This window comes from Streptomyces sp. CCM_MD2014, from assembly GCF_000772045.1.
Lineage (GTDB): Bacteria > Actinomycetota > Actinomycetes > Streptomycetales > Streptomycetaceae > Streptomyces > Streptomyces salinarius.
On sequence record NZ_CP009754.1, the window covers coordinates 5872639 to 5886601 of the forward strand.

Consider the following 13963-nt stretch of genomic DNA (forward strand, 5'->3'; position numbering starts at 1 on the left):
GGGGCGGGGCGTCAGGCGCCGTCCCGCGGCGACCGGGGGCCCTCGCCGTCGGACCCGGCACCGCCCCCGGTCCCCTCGGACCCCTCGGGTCCCTCCGCCGGGCCGCCGCCGTCCTTGGGCGGCCGCGGCTGGGAGCCCCCGAAGCCGCCGAAGCCCCGCCGCATCCGGTCGCCGAGGTCGCCGGCGCCGCCCGCGATGTCGTTGACCAGCTTCATCAGCGGGTCCTTGGAGTTGCGCACGTGCGTGGCGTAGTGGGACGCCGACTCCCGGAAGGAGTCCCGCACCGAGGCGTCCTTGTCCTCGTCGCGCCGCGCGTAGTGGCCGTCCATGGTCCGCTGGTACTCCCGGGAGGCCGCCCACTTCTTCAGCTCGGCGGCCCGGACCGTGGTGAACGGGTGCGACCGCGGCAGCACGTTGAGGATCTTCAGCACGGAGTCGCGCAGGTCGCCGCTGGCCTCGTACTCGTCGGCCTGCTCCAGGAACGCGTCCACGTTCATCTCGTGCAGGTGGTTGCCGCCCGCGATCTTCATCAGACCCCGCATGGAGGCCTGCAGGTCCTGGCCCACCAGCAGCCCCGCGCGGTCGGCGGACAGCTCCGACTTGCGGAACCACTCGCGCAGCGCCGTCACGATCGCCATGATCGCCACGTTGCCCAGCGGGATCCAGGCGACCCGGACGGCCAGCGAGGTCAGGAAGAGCAGTATCGTCCGGTAGACCGCGTGCCCGGACAGGGCGTGCCCGACCTCGTGACCGACGACCGCCCGCATCTCCTCCTCGTCGAGCAGCTCCACCAGGCCCGTGGTGACGACGATGATCGGCTCGTCCAGGCCGATGCACATCGCGTTCGGAGCCGGGTCCTGCTTGACGTACATCGCCGGGACCTTCTCCAGGTCCAGGATGTAGCAGGCGTCGCGCAGCATGACGTTCAGATGGGCGAACTGCCGGTCCGAGACGCGCACCGAGTCGGACAGGAACAGCAGCCTCAGGCTCCGCTCGGGCAGCAGGCCGCTGAGCGCCTTGAAGACCGTGTCGAAACCGCTCAGCTTGCGCAGCGCCACCAGCGCGCTGCGGTCGGCCGGATGCTCGTAGGCGCGCGAGGAGATCCCGGGGAAGCGCCTGCGCTGCCTGCTCGGCACGTTCTCGTGCCCGTTGTCGTGGCCGTCGGACATCTCTTCCCCCATGCACGTATGAGACCTGTACGCAGGTCTGGCCTTTACGAACCCTTGTGCGGGCCTTTGCGCCCCCGGAGCCGGGCCCAGCCTAGGCGGAGATACCGTGGACGGGCAGTACGTCGAAGGAGTCCACACCATGCAGCACATCCCCCACGCCGACTGGCTCGCCGGGGCCGCGACCGCCGCCGAGCAGCAGGGGCCGGGGAATCTGCTCCGGATCGTCCTGATCGTGATGGTGGTGGGCTGTGTGCTGACCGCGTGGTTCCTGCTGCGGGGGTACAGGCAGAAGGACGACTGAGAAGATCCGAAGGTTCCCCCGGACCCGTCACGGCCGGTCGTCGCCCCCTCCCCAACGGCGGAGTCGGCGTGATCGCCCGCGGGGCGCCCGCATACGATGAGCGGACGTCCAGTCCCGCCCACACCGGATAGGTCCTGCCGACAATGAGCCTTCCCCTCAGTGCCGCCCAGTTCGTCACCCTCGCCGCCGAGGGCGGCGAGGAGCACGGCGGCAACCACCAGAGCCTCAGCCCCTACGTCACCGGCTTCGGTGCGCTCATCATCCTGCTGCTCCTGCTGTGGATCACCACCCGGTTCAACCGCGACCGCTGAGCGCGCGGCCGCGTGGGCGCGACCGGGTCGTTCCGGGCGGGCCGGTAGGGTCTGCTCGCATGGGAGAGCACGACACGCCTACCGGCCCGGCGCACGCGCCGGCGCGCGGCACGCAGAACGCGGTGCCCGCCCGCGCCACCGGCCCGGTCAACGGTCCGGGCGACGGACCGCCGCCGGGCAAGCGACGCCTGGGCGTCATGGGCGGCACCTTCGACCCGATCCACCACGGTCACCTGGTGGCCGCCAGTGAGGTCGCGGCGCAGTTCGAGCTCGACGAGGTGGTGTTCGTGCCGACCGGACAGCCGTGGCAGAAGAGCCACCGCGCGGTCTCGGCGGCCGAGGACCGCTATCTGATGACGGTCGTCGCCACCGTCGAGAACCCGCAGTTCTCCGTGAGCCGCATCGACATCGACCGCGGCGGCCCCACCTACACCGTCGACACCCTCCGCGACCTGCGTGCCCTCAACCCGGACGCGGACCTCTTCTTCATCACCGGCGCCGACGCCCTCGCCCAGATCCTCACCTGGCGCGACAGCGAGGAGCTGTTCTCCCTCGCCCACTTCATCGGCGTCACCAGGCCGGGACACACCCTCACGGACGCCGGGCTCCCCAAGGGCGGTGTCTCGCTCGTCGAGGTCCCCGCCCTCGCCATCTCCTCCACGGACTGCCGCGCGCGAGTCGCCCAGGGCGATCCCGTCTGGTACCTGGTGCCGGACGGAGTCGTGCGCTATATCGACAAACGCCACCTGTACCGCGGCGAGTGAGCCGAGAGGGGCCCCGGTGAACGACGGATACGACGCGGGACACGGCGACGACCAGTACGAACTCGTCGGCTACGACGAGTACGGCCGCCCCGTGTACCGCCAGGCCCAGCGCCACCCCCAGGGCCAGGTGCCGGCCCAGCCCGGCGGGCAGCAGCCGTACGACCCGTACGCGCAGCAGCAGGGCCAGTACGGACAGGAGCAGTACGGGCAGCAGCAGGGCTACGGCTACGACCCGTACGCCACGGGCACCCAGCAGCCCGTCCAGCAGCCCTACGACCCCTACGGCTCCCAGGGCGGCTACGACACCGGTCAGCAGCCCCCGCAGCAGCCCGCTCCCGGCTACGACGCCTACGGCGGCCACCCCGGCGCCCCGCACGGCGGCGGCCCGGCCCCGCAGCAGCCGTACGACCCCTACGGCCGGGCCGCGAGCAGCGGCCCGCAGCCGCGGGTCGCCGAGCAGACCGCCCACATCCCGCAGCAGGCGGCCCCGCCCGAGCAGCGGGAGCGGACGGACCCCGACGAGCCCTCCTCCGCCGCCGGCGGTGACTACCGCACCGAGCAGTTCGCCTTCGTCGAGGAGCCGACCGGCGACTCCGAGGACGTCATCGACTGGATGAAGTTCACGGAGAACCGCACCGAACGCCGCGAGGAGGCCCGCCGGCGCGCACGCACGCGTGTCGTCGCCCTGGTCGTCGTCCTGGCACTGGTCGCGGTCGGCGGCGTCGGTTACCTCTGGTACGCCGGGAAGCTGCCCGGGACGTCCTCCTCCGACGACAGGACCGGCGGCACGACGGCGGCCGGCGCCCAGAAGCGCGACGTGATCGCCGTCCACCTGCACGACACCAAGGGCGGCGGCACCTCCACCGCGCTGCTCGTGAACAACACCACCACCAAGCAGGGCACCGCCGTGCTGGTGCCCAACGCGCTCGCCCTGACCGGCGACGACGGCAGCACCACCACGCTCGCCGAGTCCGTCGACGACGAGGGCCCCGACGCGACGAGGACCTCCCTCGACTCGGCCCTCGGCACCGACATCGAGGGCACCTGGCGCCTGGACACGCCCTACCTCCAGATCCTCGTCGACCTGGTCGGCAACATCGAGGTCGACACCGACGCCGACGTCCCCGACCCCGAGTCCAAGGACAAGGGCGCCGCACCCCTCGTGCACAAGGGCGAGGGTCAGACCCTCAGCGGCAAGATGGCCGTCGCCTACGCCACCTACCGGGGCAAGGGCGAGGAGGCCGACGCCCAGCTGCAGCGGTTCGGGCAGGTCATGCAGGGCGTCCTGCGCAAGATGTCCTCCGACCCGCAGGCCGCGACGACCACGGTCCAGACCCTCGGGCTGATCCTCGACCCGCCGCTGACCGAGAAGGACCTCGGCACCTTCCTCGCCGGGCTCTCCGACCGCGCCAAGGGCGGCGACTTCAAGACCGCGCTGCTGCCGGTCCAGGACGACGGCCGGCTCAGCGCCGAGGCCGGTGACAGCGTCGTCAAGGACGTCCTCGGCGGCACCGCCAAGAGCCCGGACAAGGACGCGGCGGTCAGCGTCTCCGTCCGCAACGCCACCGGCGACGACGACCGTACCGGCAAGGCGCGCGTCGTCCTCCTCAACGGCGGCTTCACCTTCGTGTCCGGCGGCACCGCCTCCGGCACCGAGGCCACCTCGAAGGTCGTCTACGCGGACGCCGCCGACAAGGAGAACGCCGTCCAGGTCGCCAAGACCCTGGGCCTGCCCACCGGCTCCGTCTCGAAGGGGAAGGTCTCCGCGAACGCGCGGGTGTCGGTCGTCCTCGGCCAGGACTACGAGCCGGCGTCGTAAGGACGGGAGGGGCGGACGGTTTTTCACGTGGGCCCGTGTCGGCGGTCGTGAGACCCTTGAGGTCAACCGACCGCCGACCCGAAAGCCAGGCAGTGACCGCGACCGACCGCTCCATCGAACTCATCAACGCCGCCGCACAGGCGGCGGCCGACAAGCTCGCGCACGACATCATCGCCTACGACGTCAGCGACGTGCTGTCGATCACGGACGCCTTCCTGCTGGCCTCCGCGCCCAACGACCGCCAGGTCAAGTCGATCGTCGACGAGATCGAGGAGCGGCTGAACAAGGAACTGGGCGCCAAGCCGGTGCGCCGCGAGGGCGACCGCGAGGCCCGCTGGGTCCTGCTCGACTACGTCGACATCGTCGTCCACGTCCAGCACAGCGAGGAGCGCGTCTTCTACGCCCTGGAGCGGCTGTGGAAGGACTGCCCCGAGCTGGACCTGCCCGCCGACGCCAAGGAGACCCGCGGCAAGGCGGAGGAGCACGCCAAGCTCCAGGCCGCCGAGGAGGCGACGCACTCCGACGAGGACTGGCGATGAGCGCCACCGGCGAGGTGACGGCCGGGAAGCCGGGGCGTGGCCGGCGCGTCATCCTCTGGCGCCACGGCCAGACCGCGTGGAACGTGGAACGCCGCTTCCAGGGCAGCACGGACGTCGAGCTGACCGAGACCGGCGTCGCCCAGGCCCGTCGCGCGGCCGGGCTCCTCGTCCACCTGAGGCCCGACGCGATCGTCGCTTCCGACCTCTCGCGCGCGGCCGCCACGGCGGCCGAGCTGTCCGTGCTCACCGGCCTCGAGGTGACCCTGGAGGAGGGCCTGCGGGAGACCTACGCGGGCGTCTGGCAGGGCCTGACCCACGAGGAGATCATCGCCCGGTACGGCGACGAGTACGCGGCCTGGAAGCGCGGCGAGCCCGTGCGCCGCGGCGGCGGCGAGCTGGAGACCGAGGTCGCCGACCGCGCCGCCCCGGTGGTGCTCCGGCACGCCGAGAAGCTGCCCGAGGACGGCACCCTCGTCGTGGTCAGCCACGGCGGCACCATCCGCACCACCATCGGCCGCCTGCTCGGTCTCGAACCGCACAGCTGGGAGAGCCTGGGCGGGCTGACCAACTGCTGCTGGTCGGTCCTCGGCGAGGGCGCCCGCGGCTGGCGGCTGCTGGAGCACAACGCCGGCACGCTGCCGGAACCGGTCCTCGGCGACGACGTCTGAGCCGGTGCCCGAGCCCTGGCCGGTGGGACAGGGACCCGGATTTCACTTTCCGGCAGGTCGCAGGCTAAAGTTCTTCTTGTTCGCCCCGCCGAGCGGAGCGAATGAAGAGAAGGACCATGCGACTCCGGTCGCGTGGAGCCAGGGGCTATAGCTCAGTTGGTAGAGCGCCTGCATGGCATGCAGGAGGTCAGGAGTTCAATTCTCCTTAGCTCCACAGCCCACGGACGAATCCCGTCCCCTTCGGGGGGCGGGATTTTTCGTCTCCGCCCGCTTGAGCAACACGCGTCCCACAGGCGTATACGTCGGTGGGACTCCGTGTCCGGACCGGTACTGAGGCGTCGCTGACCGGGTCGGCCAGGCCGTGGCAGAATCAAACGGCCGGAAGGGGACCGCGGCCCGACGGGAGGGAGTGGCGATGCCTGGGAGCATCCTCGAGGAGGTCGGTCACCTCCTCGGCGGAGCGGTGGCGAGGAACACACTCACCCGTCTCAGCTGCCCTTCCTGCGGTTCCGGACACGTGGCCCAAGTCCTCGGCGACAACGGCGGAGTCTCTTACGTGTGCACGGCCTGCGGCCACAGCTGGAGCTGAGCGATGGGTGCACACAGGCGGAAGTGCGACTGGTGCGGCAGCGGCACGCCCATCGTGCGCGACATGGAGCCGGTCAACCCCGACTACCAGTACTGGTGCGAGGAATGCGCGCGGGCGCTGATCATAAAGGGCGACCCCATCGAGACGTACCGCGAACTCGAGGGCGAGCCGATCTACGGCCGGCTCCTCGAGGAACACTGCACCCTCAAGCGCTTCTACTCGTTCGTGACGGCCTGACGGCCCGGCCGCCCGCCGGGTTCGCCGGGCTTGCAAGAGGGCAAAACGGGCGAACCGGAAACGATTTGGTGTTGTGCCCGGTCGACCGTGTAATGTTGGCGTCGCCGCCGGGGAAACCGGGCGGCAGACCGCAAGGGGCTATAGCTCAGTTGGTAGAGCGCCTGCATGGCATGCAGGAGGTCAGGAGTTCAATTCTCCTTAGCTCCACCCTTCACAGGGAAACCCCCGGATCCTCGATCCGGGGGTTTCCCCGTTCCTTGCCTCAGCGCCCGAGCGCCCGGCGGCCGCGGCCCTGGGTCAGCACCGGCAGGTTGGTGCGGGAGGACGGCGGCTGGGCGCGCGTGTCCTCCTCGATGCGCAGCGCCAGCGCAGGGCAGCGGCGCACCGCGCGCACCGCCTTGGCCTCCGCGAAACGCGGCACCTCGGCCTGCGCCACGGTCGGGAAGCCGTCTGCGCCGAGCTGGAAGACCTCCGGGAGGATGTCCGCGCACAGCCCGTGGCCCCGGCACAGCGTCCAGTCCACGAAGATCTTCTGGCGGCTGGGGCCGTTCTCCTCGCCGCCGCCCGGGATTCCGGTCGGGGCTCTGCCTCCCTCGAAGAGCGGCAGGACACCCTCCACGGGCCGTCCGCAGCCGTTGCCGAGGACATGGGCGGCCAGGTCGTCCGTGAACGCCTTGACGGTCGACTCCAGGAACATCGCCGAGCCGTCCGGGTGCGAGCAGGCGCCGCGCCGCTTCACGTTCTTCGCAACCTGCTTGACCGCCTCGAGGGCGGCCGGGCCGCCGCCGTTCAGGATGTCCTCCAGGCCCCGCGCGGCGGCCGGCAGTCCCAGGTAGCAGGGGCCGCACTGGCCGGCGCTCTCCTCGGCCAGCCACTGCGCCACCCGCAGCGACTCGCCCAGGGGGCAGGTGTCCTGACTGATCGGCAGGATCGCGCCCGCGCCGAGCGAGCCGCCCACCTGCTGCAGCGAGTTGCGCGAGACGATCGCCTCGTCGACGGTCGCCGCGTCGATCCACTTGCCGTGGTAGCCGCCGGTCAGCACGCCCTGCGGGACCGGTGGCGCCCCGGCCAGCTGGAGGACGTAGCGCAGCGGCACACCCGTCGGGACCTCGATCACCATCGGGCGGGCCACCGCGCCGGAGACCGTGAGCATCACGGTGCCCGGCTCGTCGTACAGGCCGGTGTTGCCGTAGCGCTCCGGGCCGATGCGGGCGGCGATCGCGAGCTGGGCGAAGGTCTCGGCGTTGGAGAGCAGGGTCGGCGCACCGCCGACGCCGCTGCGGGACGCGCTCACCTTGCGGCCGGGCGGGATCGCCGGGCCGCCGTCGATGGAGCGGATCAGCGAGGCCGCGGCGCCGGTGACCATGCGCACCGGATTGCGCTGCACGCGCGCGCGGAGGGCGGACCGGCGGCCGTTGCTCAGCCCGCGCTCGGCGAGGGCGGCCTCCATGGAGCGCTGCGTGGACTCCCGGGTGACCCCGATGACCAGCGTGCGGGCGCCCATGGCCTCGGCGCACAGCAGCGCGCCGTCCAGGATCAGGTGCGGGGCACGGTTGATCAGCACCGTGTCCTTGCGGCAGGCCGGCTCGTCCTCGCTGCCGTTGACGACCACGACCGGGCGCACACCGCGCTTGATCGCCGCCTCGGCGACCGAGCGCAGCTTCTTGTGGAAGGGGAAGCCCGCGCCGCCGCGGCCCTTCAGGCTGATGCGTTCGGAGAGCTGTGCGAGCTGCTCCCCGCCCATCGGTTCGAGCGGACCGTGCACCTTGAGGTGCATCGGCAGATCAAGCCGCTCGACAAGGTCGAAGCCCGACGTGAGCTGGGGAAGCCCGACCACGCGGACCTCGGGGACGTCGGGCAGGGCCTCGTTCACTTCGAGCCTCCGGAAGGCGTGTTCCAAGGTTCACCGGAACCCGGTGCGTCGAAGTCGCGGGACGACGACGGCACACCGGGGGTTGGTTCAGGGGTGGGACCGCTGTTGTACGTGTCGTCCGGGTAATACGTGTCGTACACCGCGTTCGTCTCACGGGTGTCGTACACGTCACTCGATCCGTAGCCCGATGCGTACGGCGACGAGTACGCCGCGGAGTAGTCCGCGGAGGAGCCTGCCGCGTCCGTGCCGCCGTAGACCGGGATGGTGTGTCCCGTGTCGTTGAGCGGGTCGTAGTGCGACGCAGGCGCCTCGCCGACCGGGGGCGGCGACGGTATGGGCCAGCTGCCCGAGGTGCTGCCGCCGCCGTCCACGGAGGGCATCGCCTCGGTGGGCCGCAGGTCGGGCGGCAGCGGGGCCGTGTTCGCCGCCGGGTCGGCCGTCAGCGGCGGCCGGCGTCCGCGCGAGGGGGCGGACACGGCGCGGTAGGCCGCCGCGAAGCCGCCCGCGGGCTCCGGGGGAGTGAGGCGCTCCGAGGGTTCGTACAGCGGGGCGGACGGCGCCGCGCCGCGTGACCGGGACGCCCCGGCGCGCCCGTGGCCGGGCAGGGCGGCGTCCCTCGGCCGGCTCTCCGCCGCCTCCTCGCGCTCCTCGCGGGCGGGCCGCCCTCCGGTCCCGAGGAGGCCGGCGATCCGGTCGGCGACCTTGCGCCTGACCGGGCGGGGCGCCGCGCGCAGCGCCAGGGCCGCCATGACGCCGACCACGGACAGGGCGTACAGGACCGTGAAGACCGGTTTCGCCGCTCGACCCGCGTAGAGCCCGTGCAGCAGGGCCAGGCACCAGGCCGGGTAGGCCAGCATGTGCATCGCGCGCCAGCGTGCCGCCACGGGGGCCGGGGACGCGAAGCGGTTGCGCAGGGCCCCGGTGATCCCCACGAAGATCATGAGCATGCTGGCCAGGGTGCCGAAGCCGATGAGGACGGCCCGGCCGCCGAACGCCTCGTCGTCCGTGGCCAGGAGCCCGAAGGGGAGGACCGCGGCGACCCAGGTGGTGTGGTCGAGGACGAGTTTGACCACGATGTGCACCAGGAGGAACACGACCGAGGCGACCGCGGTGGTCCGGTGCACCGCCTGGGCCAGGATCCGCTGCCGGGTGTCGAGGACGATCCGGTCCTGGGCGAGCAGGCCCCAGATCACCGAGCAGCTGAGGAAGACGAGGGAGAGGACGCCGGCGCCGAAGTTGAGGAACTGGGCGAACGTGTCGTCCACCGTGCTGTCGTTCGTCACCACGGCAGGCCTCCCCGCGTCAGGGACGTGAGGGAAGGCCGCGAGCGGGTGTCGCGCGGGTGGATCGGGGGAGGGTTCATGGGGGCGACTCCGGAGCGGTTCGGGAAAGCGGTCCCGCTGCCGCACTCTAAGTGGCGCCATACCCGTGGGTAGGGGGTTTGAGTTATTGCGTTGTTATCAAATGACAGCGCGCTCGTGCCGGTGTCCCGTTAGCGGTCGTTACGCGAAGTAACCTTTGACCTTGGTTCAGATCCGGCTCCGGCTTCCGGATTCCGGGCTCCGGATTCCGGTCGACGGCACGGGGGCCGGAAGCGCGTCGCGGCCCGCTCCGCGACTGCGGTACCCTGACGCCATGCGTGCCGTACGCCTTCTGCTTAGCGAGCCGCGCTGATCAGTCCCGACCCCGGTCGAAGTCCGGTGGCCGGAATCGGCGCGGCGTCCCCTCCTGTGCGAGGGGATTTTTCATTTCCCGGCCTTCGCAGCCGCTGGTCATGAAGGTCGCAGCCGCTGGCAGAGACGATCGATGGAGCTTTGAGGATCATGAGCGAGACGAACCCCGCGGCGACCGCCCCTGTGTCGGCGGACGCCGCGCCGCACCGCTACACGGCCGCCATGGCCGCCGAGATCGAGGCACGCTGGCAGGACTTCTGGGACGCCGAGGGCACGTACGCCGCACCGAACCCCAAGGGCGACCTGGCGGGCGACCCCGAGCTGGTCGCCAAGCCCAAGAAGTTCATCATGGACATGTTCCCGTACCCGTCCGGTGCTGGCCTGCACGTCGGCCACCCCCTGGGCTACATCGCCACCGACGTCTTCGCCCGCTTCCAGCGGATGACCGGCCACAACGTCCTGCACACCCTGGGCTTCGACGCCTTCGGCCTGCCCGCCGAGCAGTACGCGGTGCAGACCGGCACGCACCCGCGCGTGTCGACCGAGGCCAACATGGAGAACATGAAGTCCCAGCTGCGCCGGCTGGGCCTGGGCCACGACAAGCGCAGGTCGTTCGCCACGATCGACCCCGAGTACTACAAGTGGACCCAGTGGATCTTCCTGCAGATCTTCAACTCCTGGTACGACGACGAGGCGAAGAAGGCCCGCCCGATCGCCGACCTGGTCGCCCAGTTCGCCTCCGGTGAGCGGGCGGTGCCCGGCGGGCGCGCCTGGGACGAGCTGACCGAGGCCGAGCGCGCCGACGTCCTGGGCGAGTACCGCCTGGCCTACGCCTCCGACGCACCGGTCAACTGGTGCCCCGGACTGGGCACCGTGCTGGCCAACGAGGAGGTCACCGCCGACGGCCGCTCCGAGCGCGGCAACTTCCCCGTCTTCAAGTCCAAGCTGCGCCAGTGGAACATGCGCATCACCGCCTACGCCGACCGGCTGCTGGACGACCTGGACCAGCTGGACTGGCCCGAGGCGATCAAGCTGCAGCAGCGCAACTGGATCGGCCGCTCCGAGGGCGCCCGCGTCTCGTTCCCGATCGACGGCGAGCGCATCACCGTCTTCACCACCCGCCCCGACACCCTGTTCGGCGCGACCTACATGGTGCTGGCGCCCGAGCACCCGCTGGTCGAGAAGTTCACCCCGGACGCCTGGCCGGAGGGCACCCGCGACGCCTGGACCGGCGGCCACGCCACCCCGACCGAGGCCGTCGCCGCGTACCGCGCGCAGGCCGCCTCGAAGTCGGACGTGGAGCGGCAGGCCGAGGCCAAGGACAAGACCGGCGTCTTCATCGGCGCGTACGCCACCAACCCGGTCAACGGCGAGCAGGTCCCGGTCTTCATCGCCGACTACGTCCTGATGGGCTACGGCACCGGCGCCATCATGGCCGTCCCCGCGGGCGACCAGCGCGACTTCGAGTTCGCGCGCGCCTTCGAGCTGCCGATCCGCTGCATCGTCGAGCCGACCGACGGCCGCGGCACCGACACGTCGACGTGGGAGGACGCCTTCGCCTCCTACGACGCGAAGATCATGAACTCGTCCAACGACGCGATCAGCCTGGACGGCCTGCCCGTCGTCGAGGCCAAGGAGCGCATCACCGAGTGGCTGGAGCGCACCGGCGCCGGTGAGGGCACCGTCAACTTCCGCCTGCGCGACTGGCTGTTCAGCCGCCAGCGCTACTGGGGCGAGCCCTTCCCCATCGTCTACGACGAGGACGGCATCGCCCACCCCCTGCCCGCGTCGATGCTGCCGCTGGAGCTGCCCGAGGTCGAGGACTACTCCCCGCGCACCTTCGACCCGGACGACGCCGACACGCGGCCCGAGACCCCGCTGTCCCGCAACGAGGACTGGGTCAACGTCACCCTGGACCTGGGCGACGGACGCGGCCCGCGCAAGTACCGCCGCGAGACCAACACCATGCCCAACTGGGCCGGCTCCTGCTGGTACGAGCTGCGCTACCTGGACCCGCACAACGACGAGCGGCTGGTCGACCCCGAGATCGAGCAGTACTGGATGGGCCCGCGCGAGGGCCTGCCGCACGGCGGCGTCGACCTGTACGTCGGCGGCGCCGAGCACGCCGTGCTGCACCTGCTGTACGCGCGCTTCTGGTCCAAGGTCCTGTTCGACCTGGGCCACGTCTCCTCCGCGGAGCCCTTCCACAAGCTGTTCAACCAGGGCATGATCCAGGCCTACGTCTACCGGGACAGCCGCGGCATCGCCGTACCGGCCGCCGAGGTGGAGGAGCGCGACGGCGCCTATTACCACCAGGGCGAGAAGGTCTCCCGGCTGCTGGGCAAGATGGGCAAGTCCCTGAAGAACGCGGTCACCCCCGACGAGATCTGCGCCGAGTACGGCGCCGACACGCTGCGCCTGTACGAGATGGCGATGGGCCCCCTGGACGTCTCCCGGCCGTGGGACACGCGCGCGGTGGTGGGCCAGTTCCGGCTGCTGCAGCGGCTGTGGCGCAACGTCGTCGACGAGAACACCGGTGAGCTGTCGGTGGTCGACGTCGCGGAGGCCGACATCGACGCCGACACCCTGCGCGCCCTGCACAAGGCCGTCGACGGCGTGCGGCAGGACCTGGAGGGCATGCGGTTCAACACCGCCATCGCCAAGGTCACCGAGCTGAACAACCACCTGACCAAGGCCGGAGGCCCGGTCCCGCGGTCGGTCGCCGAGCGCCTGGTGCTGATGGTCGCGCCGCTGGCCCCGCACGTCGCCGAGGAGCTGTGGCGCAAGCTGGGGCACGAGTCCTCCGTCGTCCACGAGGACTTCCCGGTCGCCGACCCTGCCTACGTCGTCGACGAGACCGTGACCTGCGTCGTCCAGATCAAGGGCAAGGTCAAGGCGCGGCTGGAGGTCGCCCCCTCCATCTCCGACGAGGACCTGGAGAAGGCCGCGCTGGCCGACGAGAAGGTCGTCGCCGCGCTGGGCGGGGCCGGTATCCGGAAGGTGATCGTGCGGGCGCCGAAGCTGGTGAACATCGTCCCGGCGTAGCCGGTGACCGGGGCGCCCCGGGCGTCCCCTACGGGTCCGGTACGGGCAGGTTCGGGGTTCTTGCGGAACCCTGGGCCTGCCCGCTGCGTTTACCGTGGAAGAGCGGCGCGACCAGCGTCGTGGACCGCCGGTGTGCGGACCGGACGTCCCAAGGAGGAGCCTCGTGGAAGCAGCGCTCACCGTGTTCGCCCTGCTCTTCCTGCTCGCCGTGGTGCTCGGCGTCTACGCCACGGTGAAGGCCGTCGGCGCCGCCAAGCGCAGCGTGGACCGCGGCATCACCCAGGCCCGCCGCACCGTCGAGGACCACACCCTGCGGGCCAAGTCCCTCGTCCAGGTGGGCCCTGCGGCCGAGCTGGCACAGCTGCGGCTGACGCTGCGCACCTCCATGCGGGCCACCCAGGACGCGCTGCACGCGCGCGTGGCCGAGGACGCGTCCCTCAAGGAGTCCCTCGCCCTCTTCGAGCGGCTCAGCGCGCACGGTTTCGAGCTGGACGACGAGCTGCGGCGGCTGGAGTCCGAGCCGGACCGCGCCACCCTGGCCGAGCGCCTCCCCGAGCTGCGGGAGCGCACCGAGCGCGTCACCCGGTCGGCGGACGCGCTGCGCTGGGCGGCCCGTGACCGGGCCCGCCGCTTCGCGGACGACGACCTGGACTCGCTGAGCGCCCAGATCGATGTGGAGGCCGGCGCGCTGCGGCACTGGACGGAGACCAGGACGCAGGCGGAGACGGCGGCCGGAGCCGGCCCGGGGGAGGGCCCGCCCGCCACGCCGCCGTCCTGGCCCGAGGCCCCCTCCGCCGACGCCCCGTCCACCCGGCAGACCTGGCCGGACGCCTCGGCACAGGAGCCGGCGGAGGGTGACCCGGCCCGTCCCGCCATCACCCCGCCCGCCGCGAGCCCCATGTACCCGTGGCAGAAGAAGGCCCGTCCGGAGAGCACGACCTGAACTCGGTCAAGGGCCTGTGAACGCCCGGCGGT

12 protein-coding genes and 2 tRNA genes are annotated in these 13963 nt (G+C 71.6%); 11 read left to right on the forward strand and 3 right to left on the reverse strand.

Features of this window, described 5'->3' with window-relative positions; genetic code table 11:
• Positions 1-11: 11 nt before the first annotated feature.
• Positions 12-1169: a M48 family metallopeptidase gene (locus NI25_RS26225; protein ID WP_061444796.1), complete on the reverse strand. Its 1158-nt coding sequence runs from the start codon at positions 1167-1169 to the stop codon at positions 12-14.
• Positions 1170-1308: 139 nt separating this feature from the next.
• Between NI25_RS26225 and NI25_RS26230 the strand changes: the two genes are divergently transcribed.
• The 9 genes from NI25_RS26230 to NI25_RS26270 all read left to right on the forward strand — a co-directional run bounded on the left by NI25_RS26230 (position 1309) and on the right by NI25_RS26270 (position 6604).
• Positions 1309-1470, forward strand: coding sequence for a hypothetical protein (locus NI25_RS26230; RefSeq protein ID WP_061447104.1), 162 nt, complete (start codon positions 1309-1311; stop codon positions 1468-1470).
• Between the two features lie 143 nt (positions 1471-1613).
• Positions 1614-1781: a hypothetical protein gene (locus NI25_RS38820; protein WP_061444797.1), complete on the forward strand. Its 168-nt coding sequence runs from the start codon at positions 1614-1616 to the stop codon at positions 1779-1781.
• A 59-nt stretch (positions 1782-1840) separates the two neighbouring features.
• A complete protein-coding gene (gene nadD / locus NI25_RS26240) occupies positions 1841-2545 on the forward strand; it encodes a nicotinate-nucleotide adenylyltransferase (RefSeq protein ID WP_061444798.1) in 705 nt (234 codons plus the stop codon).
• A gap of 16 nt (positions 2546-2561) precedes the next feature.
• Entirely contained in the window at positions 2562-4364 is a 1803-nt protein-coding gene (locus tag NI25_RS26245; RefSeq protein ID WP_061444799.1) for an LCP family protein, read from the forward strand.
• Positions 4365-4456: 92 nt separating this feature from the next.
• Positions 4457-4903 (forward strand): ribosome silencing factor, encoded by a 447-nt coding sequence (gene rsfS / locus NI25_RS26250; protein WP_061444800.1) that lies wholly within the window; start codon positions 4457-4459, stop codon positions 4901-4903.
• Positions 4900-5571, forward strand: a complete 672-nt coding sequence (locus NI25_RS26255) for a histidine phosphatase family protein (RefSeq protein ID WP_061444801.1) — start codon at positions 4900-4902, stop codon at positions 5569-5571. The genes rsfS and NI25_RS26255 overlap by 4 nt, the downstream gene beginning before the upstream one ends.
• A 141-nt stretch (positions 5572-5712) precedes the next feature.
• Positions 5713-5785, forward strand: a tRNA-Ala gene (locus tag NI25_RS26260).
• A 378-nt stretch (positions 5786-6163) separates the two neighbouring features.
• Positions 6164-6397, forward strand: a complete 234-nt coding sequence (locus NI25_RS26265; protein WP_003976229.1) for a hypothetical protein — start codon at positions 6164-6166, stop codon at positions 6395-6397.
• Between the two features lie 134 nt (positions 6398-6531).
• Positions 6532-6604, forward strand: a tRNA-Ala gene (locus NI25_RS26270).
• A gap of 55 nt (positions 6605-6659) precedes the next feature.
• Here the strand turns inward: NI25_RS26270 and NI25_RS26275 are convergent.
• Both NI25_RS26275 and NI25_RS26280 read right to left on the reverse strand, forming a co-directional pair.
• On the reverse strand, positions 6660-8270 hold the full coding sequence (locus NI25_RS26275; protein WP_061444802.1) for an NADH-quinone oxidoreductase subunit NuoF family protein: 1611 nt from the start codon (positions 8268-8270) through the stop codon (positions 6660-6662).
• Positions 8267-9556 (reverse strand): ferric reductase-like transmembrane domain-containing protein, encoded by a 1290-nt coding sequence (locus NI25_RS26280; protein ID WP_061444803.1) that lies wholly within the window; start codon positions 9554-9556, stop codon positions 8267-8269. The genes NI25_RS26275 and NI25_RS26280 overlap by 4 nt, the downstream gene beginning before the upstream one ends.
• A 537-nt stretch (positions 9557-10093) precedes the next feature.
• Here NI25_RS26280 and leuS point away from each other — a divergent pair.
• Together leuS and NI25_RS26290 are read left to right on the forward strand one after the other, a co-directional pair.
• Positions 10094-12988, forward strand: a complete 2895-nt coding sequence (leuS, locus tag NI25_RS26285; protein ID WP_061444804.1) for a leucine--tRNA ligase — start codon at positions 10094-10096, stop codon at positions 12986-12988.
• A gap of 163 nt (positions 12989-13151) precedes the next feature.
• A complete protein-coding gene (locus NI25_RS26290; protein ID WP_061444805.1) occupies positions 13152-13931 on the forward strand; it encodes a hypothetical protein in 780 nt (259 codons plus the stop codon).
• Positions 13932-13963: the final 32 nt, after the last annotated feature.